21 protein-coding genes are annotated in these 21,288 nt (G+C 48.0%); 7 read left to right on the top strand and 14 right to left on the bottom strand.

Going from position 1 to position 21,288, the window contains the following annotated elements:
- The first annotated feature begins 4 nt into the window (after nt 1-4).
- Genes ACM67B_RS04855 through ACM67B_RS04835 form a run of 5 tightly spaced genes read left to right on the top strand, consistent with a single transcriptional unit; the run spans nt 5 to nt 3,205 of the window.
- Nucleotides 5-667 (top strand): GspH/FimT family pseudopilin, encoded by a 663-nt coding sequence (locus ACM67B_RS04855; RefSeq protein WP_416190385.1) that lies wholly within the window; start codon nt 5-7, stop codon nt 665-667.
- Nucleotides 668-669: 2 nt separating this feature from the next.
- Nucleotides 670-1,302 carry a type IV pilus modification protein PilV gene (gene pilV / locus ACM67B_RS04850; protein ID WP_416190384.1) on the top strand — a complete coding sequence of 211 codons (633 nt, stop codon included), beginning with the start codon at nt 670-672 and terminating at the stop codon, nt 1,300-1,302.
- A gap of 1 nt (nt 1,303) precedes the next feature.
- Nucleotides 1,304-2,212, top strand: coding sequence for a PilW family protein (locus ACM67B_RS04845; protein WP_416190383.1), 909 nt, complete (start codon nt 1,304-1,306; stop codon nt 2,210-2,212).
- Complete coding sequence (locus ACM67B_RS04840) at nt 2,191-2,790, top strand: PilX N-terminal domain-containing pilus assembly protein (protein ID WP_416190382.1); 600 nt, start codon at nt 2,191-2,193, stop codon at nt 2,788-2,790. Before ACM67B_RS04845 ends, ACM67B_RS04840 begins: the two co-directional genes overlap by 22 nt.
- Nucleotide 2,791: 1 nt before the next feature.
- Complete coding sequence (locus ACM67B_RS04835) at nt 2,792-3,205, top strand: type IV pilin protein (RefSeq protein ID WP_416190381.1); 414 nt, start codon at nt 2,792-2,794, stop codon at nt 3,203-3,205.
- 45 nt (nt 3,206-3,250) lie between these two features.
- Here the strand turns inward: ACM67B_RS04835 and yfaE are convergent, their stop codons facing one another.
- The 13 genes from yfaE to surE all read right to left on the bottom strand — a co-directional run bounded on the left by yfaE (nt 3,251) and on the right by surE (nt 18,727).
- Entirely contained in the window at nt 3,251-3,556 is a 306-nt protein-coding gene (gene yfaE, locus ACM67B_RS04830) for a class I ribonucleotide reductase maintenance protein YfaE (RefSeq protein WP_416190380.1), read from the bottom strand.
- Nucleotides 3,557-3,618: 62 nt separating this feature from the next.
- Nucleotides 3,619-4,752: a class Ia ribonucleoside-diphosphate reductase subunit beta gene (gene nrdB / locus ACM67B_RS04825; protein WP_416190379.1), complete on the bottom strand. Its 1,134-nt coding sequence runs from the start codon at nt 4,750-4,752 to the stop codon at nt 3,619-3,621.
- 109 nt (nt 4,753-4,861) lie between these two features.
- A complete protein-coding gene (locus ACM67B_RS04820) occupies nt 4,862-5,074 on the bottom strand; it encodes a toxin-antitoxin system HicB family antitoxin (protein ID WP_416190378.1) in 213 nt (70 codons plus the stop codon).
- Nucleotides 5,071-5,490 (bottom strand): putative toxin-antitoxin system toxin component, PIN family, encoded by a 420-nt coding sequence (locus ACM67B_RS04815; RefSeq protein ID WP_416190377.1) that lies wholly within the window; start codon nt 5,488-5,490, stop codon nt 5,071-5,073. The genes ACM67B_RS04820 and ACM67B_RS04815 overlap by 4 nt, the downstream gene beginning before the upstream one ends.
- A 72-nt stretch (nt 5,491-5,562) precedes the next feature.
- Nucleotides 5,563-7,842 carry a class 1a ribonucleoside-diphosphate reductase subunit alpha gene (gene nrdA / locus ACM67B_RS04810; RefSeq protein WP_416190376.1) on the bottom strand — a complete coding sequence of 760 codons (2,280 nt, stop codon included), beginning with the start codon at nt 7,840-7,842 and terminating at the stop codon, nt 5,563-5,565.
- Nucleotides 7,843-8,287: 445 nt separating this feature from the next.
- Entirely contained in the window at nt 8,288-9,757 is a 1,470-nt protein-coding gene (locus ACM67B_RS04805; RefSeq protein ID WP_416190375.1) for an efflux transporter outer membrane subunit, read from the bottom strand.
- 98 nt (nt 9,758-9,855) lie between these two features.
- Nucleotides 9,856-10,968 (bottom strand): ABC transporter permease, encoded by a 1,113-nt coding sequence (locus ACM67B_RS04800; RefSeq protein WP_416190519.1) that lies wholly within the window; start codon nt 10,966-10,968, stop codon nt 9,856-9,858.
- The gene (locus tag ACM67B_RS04795; RefSeq protein WP_416190374.1) at nt 10,968-14,069 is read right to left on the bottom strand and encodes an ATP-binding cassette domain-containing protein; all 3,102 of its coding nucleotides are present in this window, start codon (nt 14,067-14,069) and stop codon (nt 10,968-10,970) included. The genes ACM67B_RS04800 and ACM67B_RS04795 overlap by 1 nt, the downstream gene beginning before the upstream one ends.
- A 66-nt stretch (nt 14,070-14,135) precedes the next feature.
- Entirely contained in the window at nt 14,136-15,188 is a 1,053-nt protein-coding gene (locus ACM67B_RS04790) for an HlyD family secretion protein (RefSeq protein ID WP_416190373.1), read from the bottom strand.
- Nucleotides 15,185-15,832: a TetR/AcrR family transcriptional regulator gene (locus ACM67B_RS04785; protein WP_416190372.1), complete on the bottom strand. Its 648-nt coding sequence runs from the start codon at nt 15,830-15,832 to the stop codon at nt 15,185-15,187. The genes ACM67B_RS04790 and ACM67B_RS04785 overlap by 4 nt, the downstream gene beginning before the upstream one ends.
- A gap of 214 nt (nt 15,833-16,046) precedes the next feature.
- On the bottom strand, nt 16,047-16,661 hold the full coding sequence (locus ACM67B_RS04780) for a TetR/AcrR family transcriptional regulator (RefSeq protein ID WP_416190371.1): 615 nt from the start codon (nt 16,659-16,661) through the stop codon (nt 16,047-16,049).
- Nucleotides 16,662-16,827: 166 nt separating this feature from the next.
- Nucleotides 16,828-17,745 carry a peptidoglycan DD-metalloendopeptidase family protein gene (locus tag ACM67B_RS04775; protein WP_416190370.1) on the bottom strand — a complete coding sequence of 306 codons (918 nt, stop codon included), beginning with the start codon at nt 17,743-17,745 and terminating at the stop codon, nt 16,828-16,830.
- Between the two features lie 214 nt (nt 17,746-17,959).
- Complete coding sequence (gene surE, locus ACM67B_RS04770; protein WP_416190369.1) at nt 17,960-18,727, bottom strand: 5'/3'-nucleotidase SurE; 768 nt, start codon at nt 18,725-18,727, stop codon at nt 17,960-17,962.
- Nucleotides 18,728-18,867: 140 nt separating this feature from the next.
- Between surE and ACM67B_RS04765 the strand changes: the two genes are divergently transcribed.
- Both ACM67B_RS04765 and ACM67B_RS04760 read left to right on the top strand, forming a co-directional pair.
- Nucleotides 18,868-20,019 carry an FAD-dependent monooxygenase gene (locus ACM67B_RS04765; protein ID WP_416190368.1) on the top strand — a complete coding sequence of 384 codons (1,152 nt, stop codon included), beginning with the start codon at nt 18,868-18,870 and terminating at the stop codon, nt 20,017-20,019.
- 144 nt (nt 20,020-20,163) lie between these two features.
- A complete protein-coding gene (locus ACM67B_RS04760; RefSeq protein ID WP_416190367.1) occupies nt 20,164-20,502 on the top strand; it encodes a hypothetical protein in 339 nt (112 codons plus the stop codon).
- A gap of 104 nt (nt 20,503-20,606) precedes the next feature.
- On the opposite strand, the gene ACM67B_RS04755 is transcribed toward ACM67B_RS04760, so the two are convergent.
- Nucleotides 20,607-21,269, bottom strand: coding sequence for a UPF0149 family protein (locus ACM67B_RS04755; RefSeq protein WP_416190366.1), 663 nt, complete (start codon nt 21,267-21,269; stop codon nt 20,607-20,609).
- Nucleotides 21,270-21,288 lie beyond the last annotated feature (19 nt).

Below are 21,288 nucleotides of genomic sequence, written 5' to 3'. Positions count from 1 at the left end.
GCTCATGCATAACAAACAAAAAGGGGTTACACTTATCGAACTGTTGGTTGTCATTGGGATTATCGCAACGGTGGCTATAATTGCCCTACCCAATATGAGCCAATGGATTACATCGCGCCATATAGCCGGCAATGCCGAACAAATTGCCAGCCTTCTGCGCTTTGCCCGCAGCGAGGCAGTTCGTCTGAACCTTCCAGTTTATGTTTGTCCGGTTCAAATTAAAAAAGACGGCAAATCTAATGGCAGCTGTAATGCCAATTACGGTAACCAAGGCTTAATGGCCTTTGCCGATACTGATAAAAACAATCAATATGAACGCGCCAATGATATTCAACTACGCGCAATCGTCTTAAACAGCAAAGACAACGATCGGGTAAACCATAGCTATTACACCTACTCTTTTAACGGCAGCAAAACTGCAGATGATGTCACCCATTGGACTTTTCTGCCTAACGGCCATTTTGTACGTTGGAATAAATTACCATCTGCTACCGATGGTTTTCCCACGCCTAGCGGTTACACTCAGATTATCTTAACCGATGCCCATGCAAAACGTGACGATGATAAAAAGGCGCGGTTCAGCGTGCTTTTTATTGATGGCAACGGACGCGTCGAGATTTGTGGCCGGTCTGATTCAAGAAACATCTGCCAATATTCTGAAAAATAAACATGATGAATACCAAGATACTATCCAATCCTCACAAGCAACAGAGTAATCTGAAAAAGCTTCAGCAGGGTTTGACTTTGGTTGAAGTGTTAATTTCTATCTTTGTGCTGACTATCGGTATACTTGCTTTACTTTCTGTACAATTGCGTGCCGTTTTAAGTGTTCGTGAAAGCGAAACACAAACAATGGTTTCTCAAATAACACAAAATCTGATTGAAGGTATGCTGATCAACCCTATGCTTTCGGTAGAAACGGATCATTCAGATATCGAAACAAGGCGCATACTTAAGTCTTATGATCATTATTTCACTAGCAATGATAAAGATGTTAAAGGTACCTATAAAAATAATGAATCCATGACCAAATACGAACTGGCTGCTGCACAAATTACCACTTTTTCAGATGCATTATCAACAGCACTCCCTGATGCCCGGGTCCACTTTGCCATTTGCCAAGACCATTCCGGTAACGAGCCTACTTACAAAGGCTCATTCGATGCACAATGCAGTGGTCTGGGCGATGTTACAGTTAAAGTACTATGGCTAATGGATGCCGAAGAGGAGCAAAACCATAATGATCTAAAAAGTTCAGAAAATTTTATTATTTATACCCACCAGTCACGGGTTACGGAATAATATGCGCCCTACATTTACGCATCTACCTGACATAAAAGGTTTCACTCTGATTGAGTTTTTAGTCGCCAGCGCATTAAGTATGATCGTTTTGATGGCGGTTTCATCCACTTATTTTGCCGGCCGACACCTACATCATGCGGCCTCTTCCCGTTTAAACATTCAACAAGATTTACGCAGTACCGCGACTTTACTGAGTCGCGATGCACAAATGGCCGGCAGCTTCGGCTGTTTCAATATGGCTGACTATCCGGCCAGCTCTGTCATAAGCGACGATTCTGCTGCCCCTTTTTCTCTAGGCAACAACATTATTAATAATAAAATGATTCCTCTTTCAGAAGATAAAATTGGCTACTCAGGCTTCTCTCAAACGGGTGCTGGATTAATCTTCCAATACGGTATAGATGCACTCGGAGACAAAGCCAATCTCGCCAGCAGCTGTTCTAGTATTGCGAAAAATAGCAGTATTAGGGATTCAGCTACAGCAAAATCAGCTTTAAAAATTACGGGAAATGATAAAAATGGCACGATTTCAACGCTTCAACATGTTGTTTCTGCTTATGCCGTCGGTTCTTTTAACGACCAGACAGGTCTGTATCGATTTCAACTTGACCATGAAACCGGCAGCTGGGGAGAGCCGCAGCTTTTAGTAGGAGATATTCAATCAATCAGCATGAATTATCTCTACATAGATCACTCTGAGCACTGTACCAATCCGACAGCTTCCGCTGCCAATCGCGAAACTTTTACGCGTGAAAGCAACTTAAGAACCAGCAACTCTGCCGATGCAACTTTAAACAATGGAACCACACCTGCTCTAATCCAAATTCAGTTAAACATTGATCATACCGCTGTTTATCATATTGAAGCTTCGGTAAGAGGAGGCAATACATGTTCAAATCATGCCATTTAGATTATTCCTCTGCTCGCCCTTCCCAGCAAGGCTTTACACTATTTATTACATTAATAATGATGGTCATTATTGCTCTTTTGATTGTGACAGCAGCTCAATCTTATAACACTGAACAACGAATCAGCACCAATGAAGCTGACAGGAAACTGGCATTCAGTTTAGCTGAAGCTGCCTTACGAAAAGGTGAGCACAAGATTTTAGAATTTAACGGCAAAAAAGTTACTTTTGGGGCTAACTGTACTGGCACAATAGGCACAATAGGCACCAAAGAAACGAAAGGACTCTGCGCAACTCCTGAAGCCGTTGTACCGGTAGAAAACAGTCATATCGTTGAAATAGAAAGTGCAGCCGGCCATGCATGGGAAAGAACTCAAGACAAGCAATTGTATATAGATATCAATGGTTATGAAGTAAAAGACATTCGTGCTGAACATGTCAGTAAAAGGCCCCGATATATTATTGAATATATCGGAACCAATCTTGACCATGGCAATATGATTTATCGCGTGACAGCTAAAGCATGGGGTAAGAACAACAACACCGTCGTCATCCTTCAATCATATGTTACAGATGGATAATATGAGAAACAATCAAGGATTTACTTTAATTGAGTTAATGATTGCCATTATAGTGCTTGGCTTCATGTTCACTCTTGCTCTGCCTTTTTATCACCGCTATACAGAACAAGCTTATCTGGCAAAGGCACATACTGCATTAATGAATATTCATACTCAGCTTAAAATCAAACTGGCTCAGAATCCATTGCTTGATATCCCTACCGAACTGGAGCATATTCACCACTATGGCATTGATCAAACAATCACCGAAAAATATGAATTTCATGTAGAAATGTATCAACAGGATAGTCGGGCCTACCGAATTTCAGCGCAACCTAAAGAACAAACTAGCTATTCAACATCTATTTGGGTTGACAGCTTAGGCAATACTAAAAAATGCCTAAAAATTAATTTGTCCGATTGCGAGCCAATCTAAACATTGAGCATGATGCTGGCTTTTCAAAAAACACACACCACCGCTTTATCTTGATTCCTTGTCAAACAAATCCACATCAAACAAATCAGGCTCGCGGATTTTGTTGTGGCAATCGAGCGTGATGTCTTCCGTGACCCGACAGCAACACGGAAGGATTTCGCCGGGTGTGATAAAGGCCAGAGGAAAATCATCATAGCCGACCTTGCCGCTGATGAGTTTCAGGCGGCATGAACCGCAATAGCCGCTGCGGCATTGGTATTCGACCTCGTGGCCGGTGCGCTCCAGCCCCTCCAGCAAGGTTTCGCCGTTTTGCAGCTCAAAAATTTTATCGTGTGTGCTAATAATGGCCATAGTTTGATAAAAGGCCGTCTGAAAGAAAATACTCAATCCGACGGCCTTTTGTAAGTGAAGTGTTACAGCTCGAAATCGCCCAAATCGTCAGCGTTAACTTCCGAGTCAATTTGGCCAATCAAGTAAGAAGAAATTTCCACTTCCTGCGGTGCGACCTGCACATTGTCGGACGACAGCCACGCGTTAATCCACGGAATCGGGTTTTGGCTCGCGCCGTCAAATGCCGGCTTCAAACCCACCGCCTGCATACGCAGATTGGTGATGTATTCGACGTATTGACCCAAAATTTCTTTGTTCAAGCCAATCATCGAACCATCTTTAAACAGATACGCCGCCCATTCTTTTTCTTGTTCGGCCGCTTTTTTGAACAATTCAAAGCAATCGTTTTCCAGCTCGGCAGCAATTTCCGCCATCTCCGGATCATCGACACCGGCACGCATCAGGTTCAGCATGTGTTGCGTACTGGTTAAGTGCAAAGCTTCATCACGCGCAATCAGCTTGATGATCTTGGCGTTGCCTTCCATCAATTCACGCTCGGCAAAGGCAAACGAGCAGGCAAACGAGACATAGAAACGAATCGCTTCCAATACGTTCACGCACATCAAACACAAATACAGCTTTTTCTTCAACTCGCGCAACGAAACTTCAACCATTTCGCCTTTAACATTGTGCGTGCCTTCGCCGAACAGATTGTAATACTGGGTGTATTCAATCAATTCATCATAATAGCAGGCAATGTCTTCCGCACGCGCGATGATGTATTCATTTTGCACGATATCATCAAACACAACCGACGGATCATTGACGATATTGCGGATGATGTGGGTGTAGCTGCGCGAGTGGATGGTTTCTGAAAACGACCATGTTTCAATCCACGTTTCCAACTCCGGAATCGACACCAACGGCAACAGCGCCACATTCGGGCTGCGGCCTTGAATCGAATCCAGTAGCGTTTGGTATTTCAAATTACTGATGAAAATGTGTTTTTCGTGTTCCGGCAGATTGGAATAGTCGATACGGTCGCGCGACACGTCGATTTCTTCCGGACGCCAAAAGAAAGACAATTGTTTTTCAATCAGTTTTTCAAAAATTTCGTATTTTTGCTGGTCGTAACGCGCTACGTTCACCGATTGGCCGAAAAACATTGGCTCTTTTAACGCATCGTTCGGTGTTTTGGTGAATGTACTGTATGACATGGTTAAATGGTCGCAAGACATAATAAGCTCTTAGAATTCAGAATATTGAAAATTTTAGATTTTCAGACGGCCTATAAAATAGGCCGTCTGAAAAGTAATTTTGCGGGCGTTACTTGGATAATGCCTTATCCAGTAATTGCAAACCACGCTGGGTATCACCCCGCGCTGCTCGTGTTTTAAAACGGGTTTCAGCATCAAATTCAGCCAACATCACCGTTGTGGCCTCATCTAACAATTTATTCACACTGACACCACGCGCGGCAGCCAAGAGTTTCAAGCGGCTGTGTTTTTCATCGGAAAAACGAACGGTCAAAGCACTCATAGGTTTCTCTCCAAAAAAGTTTCGGGGGTACAGATTTGAATATGAGGAAACATCAATTCAGCGCGGCCAAAATCTTTCAGATTGCGTGTGATCAAATAATCCGCTTGTGCCGCAACAGCCAATTCCAAAACATGGTTATCCGCTTCATCCTGCAAATTAGGCCTCCAAAGATAATAGATTTGCGTCCACTCACTCACACTCAACAAAGCATCCAATAATTCATTACGCTCATCTTGATTCAGACGGCAGCCTTTAAATACGTCGTTTCGGTTAACCACATCTTCATATTCGGCCAACAATGCTGCGCCCACAACAGGAATATACCGACCTTCCAAACAAGCAGCTAACAAGCGGTTGGCCGCATACGACCCCATGCAGGCAGCGACAAGAATGTTGGTGTCTAAAACAAGTTTCATAAAATATGATAGCGTATATGATGCCACTTTGTAAATTAAAGCTTTATTTCAAGCATTAAACAAGCTCAATACTCAAATCTTACAAGCCCCGCCCACGCAGCCGTCATCCTGCAAATCCGCCTGCGTATCATCCGCACCATCACGCGTGTTGTGGTAATACAGGGTTTTCACGCCATATTTGTAGGCGGTGAGCAGGTCTTTCAGCATTTGTTTCATGGAAACTTTGCCGCCTTCGAATTTGCCCGGGTCGTAGCTGGTATTCGCTGAAATTGCTTGGTCGACAAATTTCTGCATCACGCCCACCAATTTCAGATAGCCGTCATTGCTCGGCATTTGCCACAGGGTTTCGTAGGCATTTTTCAGGTTTTCAAATTCCGGTACGACTTGCTTCAAGATGCCGTCTTTCGATGCTTTTACCGTCACCAAACCGCGCGGTGGCTCGATGCCGTTGGTGGCATTGGCGATTTGCGAGCTGGTTTCAGACGGCATCAGGGCAGTCAGGGTTGAGTTACGCAAACCGTATTTGACGATATCGGCGCGCAAGCCTTCCCAATCGTAATGCAGCGGCTCTTGGCAGATGGCGTCCAAATCTTTTTTGTAGGTGTCAATCGGCAGTTTGCCTTGTGAATAAACGGTTTCATTAAACAATGGGCAAGCGCCATATTCTTTGGCCAGATTCACCGATGCTTTCAGCAAGTAATATTGCATCGCTTCAAAGGTGCGGTGGGTCAGGCCGATGGCAGAATCGTCGCTGTATTTCACTCCGTTTTTGGCCAAGTAATACGCGTAGTTAATCACGCCGATGCCCAAAGTGCGACGGTTCATGGTCGCGTGATAAGCAGCTTTCACCGGATAGTCCTGGTAATCCAGCAAGGCATCCAAGGCACGCACGGTCAAATCGGCCATTTCTTCGAATTCGTCCAAATCGTTCAATGCACCTAAGTTGAAAGCAGACAAGGTACACAAGGCGATTTCGCCGTTTTCATCGCTGATGTTGTCTAATGGTTTGGTCGGTAAGGCAATTTCCAAGCACAAGTTAGACTGGCGCACCGGTGCCACGCTTGGATCAAACGGGCTGTGGGTGTTGCAGTGATCGACGTTTTGAATGTAGATGCGGCCTGTACCTGCGCGCTCTTGCATCAATGATGAAAACAAATCAGTGGCCGGTACGCTGCGTTTGCGGATATTCGGATCTTGCTCGTATTGGGTATACAAACGCTCAAACTCACTCTGATCAGCAAAAAATGCGTCATACAAGCCCGGCACTTCGTTTGGCGAGAACAAGGTAATGCTACCGCCTTTAATTAGGCGGGTGTACATCAATTTATTGATTTGCACGCCGTAATCCAAATGGCGCACGCGGTTTTCTTCTACGCCGCGGTTGTTTTTCAACACCAGCAGGTTTTCAACCTCAATGTGCCACATCGGATAGAACAAAGTAGCCGCACCACCGCGCACACCGCCTTGCGAGCAGGATTTCACTGCCGCTTGGAACATTTTGAAAAACGGAATACAGCCGGTATGTTGCGCTTCACCGCCACGGATTCCGCTGCCCAAACCGCGAATGCGGCCGGCATTAATACCGATGCCTGCGCGTTGTGATACATATTTCACAATCGCGCTGGTGGTGGCATTGATGGAATCCAAGCTGTCGTCGCATTCAATCAATACGCAGCTTGAGAATTGGCGGGTTGGCGTGCGCACACCGCTCATAATCGGCGTTGGTAACGATACTTTAAAGGTAGAAACGGCATCGTAGAAACGCTTTACATAATCCAAGCGTGTGGCTTTGGGATATTTGCTGAACAGACACATCGCCACCAAAATATACAGAAACTGTGGTGTTTCATAGATTTGGCGGGTCACACGGTTTTGCACCAAATATTTGCCTTCCAACTGCTTCACCGCAGCGTATGAAAAGCTCATGTCACGGCAATGGTCGATGTAGGCATTCAGTTCATCAAATTCCTCGCGCGTGTAGTCTTCAAGGATATGGCGGTCGTATTTACCCGCTTCGGTGAGCTTGGTCACATGATCGAACAGATGCGGCGGTTCAAATTCGCCGTAAGCGATTTTACGCAGATGAAAAATGGCCAAACGTGCGGCCAGATATTGATAGTCAGGCGAATCTTGTGAAATCAGGTCGGCAGCGGCCTTGATGATGGTTTCGTGAATATCATCGGTGCGGATGCCGTTGTAAAACTGAATATGCGATTTCAGCTCAACTTGCGACACCGATACATTATTCAAACCCTCTGCTGCCCAAGTGACGACACGGTGAATTTTTTCTAAATCAATCGGCTCCAAGCGGCCGTCGCGCTTGGTTACTTGAAGGTGAGGGGTTGCATTCATTATCAAAGTCCTAGCTAAAACACAAGATACAGTAGAGAACAATCTCAAAGCACACAATATAATGTATTTCAAGCAGCGAAGCTAGTCTTGACAAACCTTAATTTTTTGGATTGTTTACAAGATTCAAACGCTCTACTGATTTTTACATTTTTACCCTCTTGACAACCATAATGCTGAAAATTCAAGCCTCGGCATGGAAACAGCCGAATACATCATTCAATAGAAAAATAGCTAGAGGCTTATCAAATCAGATAATTTTGATTTTGTTGCATAACTACCTGCAAACAGCCAAATTTATTTTTTGTCCGTTTTTTGAACAGGTTTTTATTTTGTTAAATTTTGTAAACTTGAAAATATGTGACAAACATGGCACGCTGCCAAAAAGGCCGTCTGAAAATCAATTGGCGTGATCCAATCCGTTTCAGACAGCCTTTATTTATCTATATCACATACCAGATTCCGATGAATTTATGCTATCCGACCAACCACCGCCTAAAGCCTTATAAAGCGACACCAGCATTTGCGCACGGGCAAGCTGCGCCTGAATCAGGTTTTCCTGCATTTGGTTTTCGTTCAAATGCGCGCGCAAGGCATGGTCTAAGGTTTTGTAATCGTTGCGGAACAGTTTTTCTGTGTCCTGTGCATGTTGTTCAGCTTGGCGATGGGCGGTTTGCATCAGCGCGGTTTGCCGCTGCATGGCCTGCACGCTTTGATAGGCGCTGTCTACTTCACCTAATGCGGTCAGAAGCTGCTGGTCGTATTGCAGCAAGGCCGTCTGAAGGCGGGCATCGGCGGCGGCAATATTGGCTTTAATGCGGCCATTGGTGAAAATCGGCATTTGAATGCCCACGCTTAACAAGTTTGCCCAACCTTTCAGGGCATCGCTGCCGTCAATGCCAATGCGCGCACCTTGTCCCATGAAATTAATGCTGAAACGCGGCAATAAATCGGCTTTGGCGCTGGCCAACTTAGCCGCATACGCATTCACTTGCGCGGTGTAGGCGCGTAAATCGGGGCGGCGCTCCAGCATGCCTTGCGGGGTTTGTCCGCTTGGTGCGGCCGGTTGCTTGGCTAACACGTCTACACCTGATTGCGGCAAGTCAAAGCTTTGCGGCACATTCCCCGTCAACACGGCAATGCTGCGCACATAGGCATCATATTCGGCTTGCAGCGTGGCGCGTTTGGCTTCGGCGGCGGTGAGCTGCACGCCGACTTCATTCACTTCGTAGCCGCTGACATGGCCGGCTTTGAAACGCCCCTGCACATATTGCTGCAAGCGTTTGAGCGTGTTAATGCTCGCATCCGCCACTTTCAGGCGGCCTTGTACTGCGCTCGCTTTAAAATAATTTTCGGCAATATCACCAGCCACCAACATTTGCGCGCCATACACCTGCTCTTGCTGCCCCAAAGCGGCATAATAGGCAGCATCGGCATCGCTGCGTTTCTGGCCGAAAATATCCGGCTCCCACGAAGCGGATACACCGCCCATCAACTGGTCGCCTTTAATATCCATCTTATCATTGCCCAATGCACCTGCCTGCGGGATTTGTGCGGCCACGCCCGAGAGCGGATTATCGGCTTCGCCGCGCACGATCCCGCCCTGTCCGCTCAAACCGACTTGCGGCCCCAAATCAGCGATGGCAGCCCGACTGGAGGCGCGTGCTTCGTTCAAACGGCTAACCGCAATTTTGACATCATAGCCCTGCGCCAAGCCCTGCTCAATCAAGCGGCTCAACACCGGATCTTGCCAATGCTGCCACCATTGGGCGATTTGTTCGCTGCCTTTTGCCGCTTCGCTTTCGCTAAACGATTGCGGCACACTAATTTCGGAATGAAGCGGAATCTGCGTACTTTGACAAGCGGTTAAGGCCAGCAATACAGCGGCGCATAAAGCGGATATTTGAATGGATTTCATGGATTGTCCTTTTTTCAGACGGCCTGATTTTCGTTTTGACTGTTAATTTGATTTTCTTTCAGACGGCCTTTTTCTGTCTTTCAGGCCGTCTGAAAACATTATCCCTGCTGCTCAAGCATTTTTCTAAAGCGCAGCAATGCGTAACCCAAAAAGGCCAAGCCCAGCAGCGTTAAGGCGAGCATTTGCGGCCATACAATATCCAAGCCCGCGCCGCGAAACACCACGTTTTGCGAAAAATTGGCAAACTGCGTTTGCGGCCAATATTCGCTAATCATTTGCGCCGCTTCAGGCATATTGCTGCGTGCAGAAGTCGAACCGGAAAACAGCAGCGTGACCATATGAATCGGAATAATCAGCAAGCCAAATTGCGCCATACTCGGGGCAACGGTCGCGAGCATCACGCCCAACGACGCCACACAGAACAGAAACAGCCACAAGCCCGCCGCATACAGCACGATTGAACCATTAATCGGCACATCCAGCATGTGATGCACAATCAGCCATACCGACAGCAATTCCACCACCAGAATCACCAAACTGTTGGCCAAAATCTTCGACATCATCAATTCAAAACTATTCACCGGCATCACCAACAGATGCTCAATGGTGCCGCGTTCGCGCTCGCGAATCACTGCCGCGCCGACCAAAATCAGAATCAGTAAAGCCGCATTATTGCCTTCCTGCATAATCGGCAGAAACCACACGCTGTCGCCATTGGGGTTGAACTGGATATTCATCACCGGTGAAACCACCGGCATCGAAGGCGTGCCGACAAACTCCTGAATTTCGCGGTTGATAATCTGGGTCAGATAAGACGAGCCCAAACCGGCCTGCGTCATCATGGTCGCATCAGTGAGAAGCTGAACCGACGGGCTGCGCCCAGCCTGAACATCGCGTTCAAAATTCGGAGGAATTTCCAACACAAAAATCAAACTGTTTTTATCCATCAGCTCATCGGCATCTTCACGTTTTACATCTATTGGCGCGCGGAAATACGGCGGCAAAATAGCATCACGGATGCGCAGCGATAAGGTTGAGCGGTCTTGATCGATGATGCCGACGGTGGCATTTTTTACATCGGTGCTGATTTGCGCCGAGCTGATGATTTCGCCGGTGAACATAAACCCAATCAATACCAGCAATACCGGATCGGTCAACAGGCTGCGAAATTCCTTAAACATCAGCGTGACAATGTTTCGTAAGGTTCTCATCATTTCTCCTGTTTTTTCAGAAGCATACACGCCAAAATCAACATCGCTGCCGCAAAGGCCGCAATTGCTGCATATTCAGTGGTGTAATCGGCCGTATTTAAGCCTTTGGTAAAACTACCGACGGTAATATTGCGATACCAAGATGCAGGCATGATTTTACCGAACATGACCGAAGCTCCACTCATCGCAGAAAGCGAATACAGAAAGCCGGAATAATTGACCGTCGGGATAATCGTGATGATCGCCGCTGCAAAAATCGCTGCCAATTGCGAGCGCACAAAGCTGGAAATCACCAAGCCCATGGCGGTTGACGCGGTCACAATCAATACCGTGCCGATTAATATGCCCGACAACGAGCCTTTCAATGGCACGCCAAACCAAAACACCAGCATCAGCGCCAAAGCAGCGAAGTTAATCAGGCCGACAGCGATATAAGGCAGCTGCTTGCCGATTAAATATTGCGACACACTGGCGGGCGATGCATAAAAGTTGGCAATCGAACCAATCTCTTTTTCACGCACTACGCCCACCGCGGCCATCATCGCCGGCACCATAATCAAAACCAGCATCACCACACCCGGCGCAATCGCATTGATGCTATTGAAATCTTGGTTATACAGCATGCGCGGTTCCACCACCGCCGGCGGATTCAGATTAATCGGTAAGCCTTGTGCTTCAATTTTGGCGCGACTATATGCACCGACCAAACTGGCCGCATAGCCTTGAATATTCGACGCATTAAACGGCATGGCACCATCGATATAAAAAGCCACTTCCGGCGACAAACCACGCGCTACATCGCGCCCGAAGCCGTGCGGAATATCCATCACCATCACCGCTTGCGAGCTTTGTAAGGCCGCCTGAATGTCAGCTTCGTTTTGCAAAGGCGGCTGCTCGATGAAATAACGCGAACCGGAAAAATATTCCACCAATTCACGGCTTTCACTGGTTTGGTCACGGTCGTACACAGCAAATCTTAGGTTTTGCACGTCAAAAGACACACCCCATGCCATCGCCGCCAGCATAATCACCGGCCCGAACACGGCAAATACCAAGCGAATTTTGTCGCGGATTAATTCTTTGGTTTCGCGCCGTGCGAAAGTGAACACTGTAGCCAGCCAATATTTCAATGATTCGGTATCGCGCTTGTGATTGGTGTTTTCAGACGGCATTTGCGTATTCAGTCCGTCTGAACGTATATCAACCGGCTGCTTATCCGCTGCTTGGCTTTCAGACGGCATCGAGATATATTCCGTAGAAGCAAAGTCATCATTTTGCACAACCGATTGTTGGTTTGGATTAAACGTATTCTGTGTGCTGTTTTCTGCATGCGATGGCGTATTTTGCACAGAATAGCTAACAAGGCCGTCTGAAGCGGATTCGGCTTGTTTGTTTTCAGACGGCCTATCTTGCTGTCTGTCGGCCTGAATCACGCGGGCAGCCAGTTGTGCGGCGGTTTCGCCGTTGGTTGTCGGGTTGGGAGAAGTTGGCTGTGGTGATGCGGTTGATGGCTGGCCGTCTGAAACAGCAGGCGCAGATTGGCTGGGCTCGCTTGTTTTTTCACCGGATTCTGTTTCGCCTTCCGCTTCAATCAAATACTGCACAAACGCTTCTTCCAAATCTGGTGCATTTTGCGCTTGGGTCAATTCTTCCGGCGTGCCCACGGCCAACACGCGACCTTTGTGCATAAAAGAAATGCGGTCACAGCGCTCGGCTTCGTTCATAAAGTGTGTGGAGACGAAAATGGTGATTTTGTCTTCGCGCGAGAGCTTAAGCAGATGGCGCCAAAACATATCGCGCGCAGCCGGGTCAACGCCTGAAGTCGGTTCGTCCAAAATCAACACTTCGGGGTGATGCAGACATGCCGCAGCCAATTGCAGGCGCTGGCGAATACCCAAAGGCAGCGATGAAGGTGCAGTATCGGCCACTTCATCTAATTGAAATTGATGCAATGCATCCTCTACCGCCGATTTGCCTTTGTCGCCCAATTGATAAAGCTTGGCATGCAAATCCAAATTCTGGCGCACGCTCAACTCTTCATACAGCGAAAACGCTTGCGACATATAACCCACGCGCATTTTCACATCGGTGCCGCCCGCATCAATCGGTTTACCCAACAATTCAGCCGTGCCTTCGGTGGCTTCCAGCAAGCCGGTGAGCATTTTCATGGTGGTGGATTTGCCACAACCGTTGCTGCCCAAAAAGCCGAAAATCTCGCCTTGGGAAATGGTAAAGCTGACCTGATCAACGGCGGTAAAATTGCCAAAACGCTTGGTCAAGCCATGCGCTTCAATCGCCGGCGGCAAATCGGGATCGGGCGTAAACGGTGTGATATTCAAAATGCCTTCGGTCTGCTTTTCTTCCGGCAACATTTTGATATAAGCTTCTTCCAGCACTTCGGTGTCATACTCTTCTAAAACCGATTGCGTGGATTGGTTGGCCAACAGTTTGCCATCGTCCATCGCCAAAAGCTGCGCAAATTGCTGCGCTTCTTCTACATAAGCAGTGGCAACAATCACGGTCATGCCCTGGTTTTCTTGGCGCAAATCGTTAACCAGCGTCCAGAATTGGCGGCGTGACAAGGGATCGACACCGGTGGTCGGTTCGTCCAAAATCAACAAATCAGGATTATGCACCAAGGCGCAACACAGGCTTAATTTCTGCTTCATGCCGCCGGAAAGTTTGCCCGCCGCACGGTCGATAAACGGATCCAAGCCCGTTGCCGCTACCAAACGCGCAATCCGTTCTTCCCGCTCCTGCGATTTCAAGCCGAATAAACGCGCGTGGAAATCGATGTTTTCATATACGGATAAGGTGCGGTAAAGGTTCTGCCCCAAACCTTGCGGCATATAGGCAATGCGGTGCGACAATTCCCGCCGCGTCTCTTTGTCGGCCATGTCGCCACCCAACACCGACACACTGCCATCCTGAATCACGCGCACACCGGCAATCAGCGACAATAAAGTCGATTTGCCCACACCATCGGGGCCGATTAAGCCCACGGTCTGGCCGCGCTCGATTTCAAGCGATACCTTATCCAGCGCCTGCACTTTGCCGTAGCGGTGGGAAACAGCGGAAAGGGAAACGGCGGTTGTTGTCATGATGATTTCACTCGTGTGGTTCAGACTGCCTGTGTTGCTTCAAGGCCGTCTAAAAATATGGAAAGCTTATTGCGGCAGCTTCACCGCCAATTCAGACGGCCATTCGCCTTCTTGCGTTTTCACAAAGCCGTTGCCGGTCAAACCGCCTTTTAACAAGCGGTTGTAACGTGTGGCGGTTTCAGACGGCACTTGCAATTTCACTTTAAACATCAGCTTGGCGCGCTCGCTTTCGGTTTCCACTGATTTCGGGGTGAATTGCGCATCGGTGGCAATAAATTGGATAGTGGCCGGAAACACGGCCTCGATGCCATCGAGTTTGATGCGCGCTTCGTCACCGACTTTCAGACGGCTCATGCTGTCGGTCGGCAGGAAAATATTCATCGACACATCGGTCGGATCCAACAGGCTGACGATTTTGTTGCCTGCCGCAATCACGTTGCCGACTTCGGCAATTTTGTATTCCACACGACCGTTAATCGGGGCACGGATGTTCATATCGTCATTGGCAGATGTGGCAGATTTCACTTGCGCTTCGGCTTGTTCCACACCGGCACGCGCTTCGGCAATCTGCGCACCACTTTGCGCTACCACGGCTTGCGCTTCATCGCGGGCTGCTTCGGCAGCTTTGACTGCTGCAACAGCACGTTCGTAATCGGCTTGGCGTTTGGTCACTTCTGAACGCGAAACCAACTGATCAGCCAATAATTTGCGAGCGTTGTCCAATTCCAGTTTCGCTACGCGCTGCTGCTGGCGGGCGGAATCAACATTGGCTTGCGCGCGGGCAACCGATTGCTGGGTTTGCGCTTTGGCCGCTTGCGCACGCGTGACCGCTTCTTGCTGACGGCGAGCTGCTGCCTGCGCTTCTGCCAAGCGGCTGGAGCTGGTATCTGACGATAATTCTGCTAACACATCGCCTGCTTTCACATCGTCGCCTTCGGTCACATTCATTTTTTCCACACGACCGCCATACAAACTGGCGACATCAATGCGGTTTAATTCTAAACGGCCGTTGGATTGGGCAATATTTTCCGGCAATTTGCCGCTTTGTTGTTGCTGCCAATAGTAAAAACCGCCGGCAGCTAATGCCGCAACCACGGCAATCGTGATGATTTTTTTCATGATTTTTCCTGTTTATCGGTAAATTTTGCGTGATGGGGAAACATGGCATTCAAACACCAGTCGATGCGTTCGCTAATGGCTTCATTGGTGAGAATATCCGGCACTTGATCTTTAATGGTATCGGGTAGCAAATCCATTTGCCCAAAGCGTGAACCAATGATCATCGGTGCATTTACGGCTGCGCTGAAATAGCCCAAGCGTTGTACATCGGTTGCCGGAACGCTGTTGTCCAGCTTGCCGCATTCTTCCAACACTTTTCTGAATAATTCCATGCGTTTGGCGCTAGTGGTGCGGATAAAATGATTAATGACATCAACGCCGTTAGCGCTATCGGCAAACATGCGGTGAATCAACTGCAAATTATTGCGTATATCTTCGGCCAAAACCTGCGCCATGGTGCGCAACTTTTCAAAGGGATTATCGGAGAGCGCCGCCATGTCCAGATTGGCGGAAATGTAGTTATTATGATAATTGAGCAATTCGAGAATAAAGGCATCTTTATTGGTAAAAAGATGATGAAACATGCCCGAGCTCAAGCCTGCTTCGGCCGCCAACACGCGCACAGAAAGTTTGTAATAGCCTAATTCGGGATAGAGTTTGCTGCCGGCAGCAATGAATTTGTCATGTGCATTTTGTTCAGACATGGCATCTTCCTTTTCATTGGACAGTTGTCCAATTATGATAAAAAAATTTTTCCCTATCAAGAAAATTTTTAGAATAAAAATACTTATCATCCATTAATATGATATTGTGTTTTTACTCTTAAGATTTGCATAGAGCTTGGTTCAAATCCATGCTTTTTTGCAAGAAGCCAAATATGCCGTCTGAAAACCATGCACCTTCAGACGGCCTATGGCTTCAATCATTAAATAATACTTTAAACGCCCAATTGATCCGCTGCTGAATATGCGTATCAGTCATCAGGTTGGGCACATTGCTGCTGATGTCTTCCGACAATACGCCCATTTTTTCATCACGATGCGTGATAATGAGTGGCAGGAATACCGCACCTTTTAAAAACTCATAGCGGTTTTGCAATTCCAATTCGGAAACTTCCTGATCTTGATAGCATTCACGCAACAGCTTCATCAATCCTAAAGCAATGAGTTCATTTTGGATTTTCAAGGCTCTTCTGATGATTTTGACACCCAAGTAGCTATCCAACAGCATGCGATGCGTCCAATCCAAATTGCAGCGCAAAGCGACTGCCAAACGCCAAACGATTTGGCGCAATCGCTCGATTGGCGGCATTTGCGGTGCAAAATCGAATGATAATCTACCCAATGAACAGGCATTGAATTCCTGCAACATGATTTTGATGAAATCATCTTTATCAGGAAACATGGATTCGTATGTTTGCGGGGAGATATTGAGGTGCTTGGAGATGACTTCAGCAGTTAAGCCCTCATATCCGTGGGTCGGATAGAGCTTGATGCCGGCACGCACCAATTGCATGGTGGTGACACTGTTCATGATATTCTCCTTGTGATTATTTTGTTTTGATTGGACATTCGTCCAATGAGAAAATACTATACCCCCGATAGCCTAATACATGCAAGAGAATTTTAAAAAAAGCCGTCTGAATCATGTAGATGCATGACTCAGACGGCTTTATGTAAATTCAATAAAATCAGTTGATTTAGAACGGAACGTATGTCGTCGGATTAACCGGCTTACCGTTTTGACGCACTTCAAAGTGCAATTGGTTGCGCGGTGCATCAGTGCTGCCCATTTTGGCAATAATCTGACCACGTTTCACGGTTTGACCTTCGTTGACCATCAGGCTTTGGTTATGGCCGTAAGCAGTCAGGAAAGTAGAATTATGCTGCACAATCACTAAATTACCGTAACCGCGCAGACCCGAGCCTGCATATACGACTTTACCATCGGCAGCAGCAACCACAGATTGACCGGCATTACCCGCGATGTCGACACCTTTATTGTTGCCACCAAAATTGGCAATCACGTTACCCACGGTCGGACGCTGCCAAGTAATGCCGCTTACAGTGCGGGTTGCACCGGTTGATACAGTGGCAGTAGTGGCCGGAGAAGACACTGATGTGGCCGGTTTGGTGGCAGCAGTAGTCGTAGCTGGTGCTGCCGGCGCAACATAGCCTGCCGGCTTCACGCGTAAAACCTGGCCTACATTGATGGTGTTATCAGTCAAATTATTCCATGAACGCAAATCGTTTTGATCGATATTATAACGTTTGGAAATATTGTAAACCGTATCGCCACGCACTACGGTATGCGTTGTGGCATTCACATCAACCGGAGCATAAGAAGGCACATAAGTACCACCGGTAGAACCGGTATATACAGGCGTAGAAACCGTTGGCGCCGTGGTTGTGGTCGGCGGAACATAGGGTGCATCATTAGCTACGGGAGAAGCCGCATTCGGATCGTATGGATTGGCACCGTATGGATTGGTTGCTGTTGAAGTCGAGCCGGTGGAAGGGGTACCGGCGACAACAGGTGCAGGTTGCTGGCTGGCACATGCGCTTAAAAATAATACCAAAGCGGCCGAGCCGGCACAGAATGCGGTTTTTTTCAACATATGGATAACCTTCGTTTTTGGGGGTTTCTATTTCAGTTGGGGCATATCATAATCAAAATACGCCCCATTCTCAAGTGTTGTATGGGTAAAATGGCAAACCAATCTGAACAATGCAGCTGTTTTTACTCAAGCTACTTCTCTGTTTTTAGGCTGATTTATGCTTGAGGCCGTCTGAAAATTTTTACTTTAGCAAAAGTAAACCGATTACTCACGCTTATTTTGAAGCCGGCTTATGCGGCGCATTTTGCCAAAATGCACGCACGCCGCTGAGCGCTTCATGCGATGTCAAATCGATTTGCAGCGGCGTTACCGTGATGAAACCGGCTTCACACTCGCCAAAATCCGTACCTTGTTCGCGATCGGAAATATCGCCGACCGGGCCAATCCAATATACTGGCTCGCCGCGCGGATTAGTCGTCGGTACAATACTTTGCGCGTGGTGACGCCGCCCCAAACGCGTGATTTTAATGCCTTGAATGTCTTCAGGCGAGACAGCCGGGATGTTGATGTTCCACAGCATGGGGCGTTGCGGCGGATTTTTCAGCAGATGCTCAAGCAGCAGCCATGCGGCTTTTTCGGCGGTTTCCCAATAGCGGCCGCTGAAATCGTTTAACGAAATCGCCACCGCCGGAATGCCCATTAAATAGGCTTCCGTTGCCGCAGCGACCGTGCCCGAATACAGCGTGTCATCGCCCATATTGGCACCATTATTGATACCCGAAAGCACCAAATCAGGCTGAAACTCAGGCAGCGCGTGCAAGCCAAGATGGATGCAGTCGGTCGGTGTGCCGCTCACATAATAAAAGCCGTTTTCCGCTTGGCGGATACGCAAAGGCCGGTCGAGCGTTAACGAATTGCTCACGCCACTGCGGTCACGTTCCGGCGCCACCACACGCACATTGGCAAATTCCGCCGCCACCCGCGCCAAAATCGCGATGCCCGGCGCAAGATAACCATCGTCGTTGCAAATTAAAATATTCATGCGTAATCCCCGAATGATGATGAATGCGATTGTAAATGCACGGTTTGCAATTTGTCTATGTTTCAGACGACCTTGTGTGTTAGTAAGGCCGTCTGAAACAGGCTATAATCTGCACCATATTCGTTTTAGAAAACCATGCCATGATTGAACACGAAATTCTGATTATAGGCGGCGGCTTGGTCGGCGCAGCGGCGGCTGTGGCGCTCAAACGCCAAGGCCGCGATGTCGCCCTGCTGGAAATCCGCCCTGCCGAAACTGATTTAAGCCGCTTGGAAACCGGCTGGGACGCGCGCATTTTTGCCATCAGCCCGGCCAATCAGGCTTTGCTGCAATCGCTGGATGCGTGGCCGTCTGAAAGCCGCATTCAGCCGGTGACTACTATGGATGTACGCGGCGACAATGACGGGCGAATCGAATTCAAAGCCGCTGACATTCCTGCACTGCGCCTTACTGCCATTGCAGAAAACCGCTGGCTCTTGGCCGGATTGTGGCAGCAAATCCGTGCGCTGGATATTCCGGTGATCACGCAAAAAGCGGTCGAACTCGAAACCGATATTCAGACGGCCTCTGTGCGCTTGGAAAATGGCGACACAGTGCAGGCCAAGCTGATCATCGGTGCCGACGGTGCCAATTCTTGGGTGCGCACACAAGCCGGCATTCAAGTTCGTGAAAATCCTTACGGCCATCATGGTGTCGTTGCCAACTTCATCACCGAAAAAGACCACCACGGCACGGCGTTTCAATGGTTTAAAAACGGCGAAGTGCTGGCTTATCTGCCGCTGCCCGACCACAAGATTTCCGTGGTATGGAGCACCGCAGAGCCGGAAAAACTCACCGCGCTCAGCCCCGAAGACTTGGCCGCCGCCGTCACTGCGCAAGGCGAAGGCGTGCTGGGCAAACTCTCGCCGCTCTCGCCCGCATTTTCTTTCAACCTGATTTTGCGCCGCCCCGAAACTACATTTGCACCGCGCGTGTTGCTGATTGGTGATGCCGCGCACACCATTCACCCCTTGGCCGGACAAGGCGTGAATTTAGGTTTCGGCGATGTGCTCGAGCTGCAAAAACTCAGTCAAGGCGTGGCCGACATCGGCGCGTATCAATTTTTAAAACGCTTCGCACAAAACCGCCTCGAACCGGTGCGCACCATGCAATACGGCTGCGACGGCCTGTTCCGCCTGTTTGCCGACAACACCCTGCCCGCCCTGCCTTGGCTGCGCAACACCGGCTTGGATTTGGTCAATGTCGCGCCGTTTGTCAAAAACCGCCTGATCAAGCATGCAATGGGTTTGTAAATTTAAAGTTTAATTAAGTGGCTGATAGGCCGTCTGAAAATTTTCAGACGGCCTTGTTTTATGTCAAAACAACTTGGTATATTTAATATCGAAACAAAATAAAAGATTATACTAATCGCTGATTTACGCTAAAGGAAAAACATCATGAAACAATACACCCTCGACCCCAAAGCCCTACTCGGCGGCGTGATTGCCAGCGACAACGACCAAGAAATTGTGCAGCTTTCTTTGCAGCAAAACAATGAAATACCGACTTACGAAACCGATGCGATTGTGTTATTGCTGGTGCTCAACGGCCGCGCGCAAGTCATCACTTCTGAAGGCACGCTCGACACGCAAGGCTTGCAGGTAGTGCGTCTTGAGCCGAACGAAGCACACAGCATCCGCGCCTTGGAAGATGCCACCAATATTTTGGTCATCAAACAAAAAACACATGAATTGGTATTCAGTAAAAAATTACGCTTCGGCAGCTGCTGCTTGTAACAAACATAGTGCTATTTCAATAAATATGAAAGCCAATGGCCCTGTTCGCATAAACTTTGAACAGGGCCATCTTCTTTGCAATACGGATTCTTTTTTAAATTAGATTAATTGTTACCGCAACAGGCTTTGTATTTTTTACCGCTCTCACACGGACAAGGATCGTTGCGGCCGATTTTGTCGCCTTCGCGGCGCACGGTTTGCGGTTTATTAATCACGGCTTGCCAGTAGCTGTAGATATCCAGCAATACATGCGGCAGGTCAGATTCCAGCTCGGTCAATTCTTTATCGGTCAAATGCAGAATCACTTCACCATTTTCTTCTTCGTCATAAATGCCGCCCAATGCCATAATCGGGTAGAACAAATCTTCAAATTCTTCTTGGTTGACCGCTTCAAACCAATCGGTCGGCACCACATCTAAGGCATAAAGGTAGGCGTTGCACCATGTGTAAAAATCGGGATTGCCTGCTTCATCTTCATACAGCCACAAATCCGGCAGTTTTTTATCTGCTAATTGGCTGCGCATATCCATCGCCAAAGCGAGTACCAAACGCTCGACCTCGGTACGCTCTTTGGCATCAAACAATGATTCTTCGCCCAATACTTCCGGCAACCAGTCGTTTGGATTCAAGACATCAGGGCCGCTTAACAAGGCCATCATAAAGCCCTGTACTTCATCGCAGCGCATGGTGTTGTGTTCTAAAGATTTGGCATCGAGCAACTCAATCAGGCGGTTGCGTGAGGCTTCGTCAAAAGTGCTTACTTGCATGGAGGATCCTTTTCAATAT

Origin of the sequence: Neisseria sp. CCUG17229 (assembly GCF_047839235.1) — a bacterium.
Classification (GTDB): Bacteria; Pseudomonadota; Gammaproteobacteria; order Burkholderiales; family Neisseriaceae; genus Neisseria; species Neisseria brasiliensis.
Note: the sequence above shows the minus strand (reverse complement) of the source record. Positions and strands in the feature narration are given on the sequence as shown.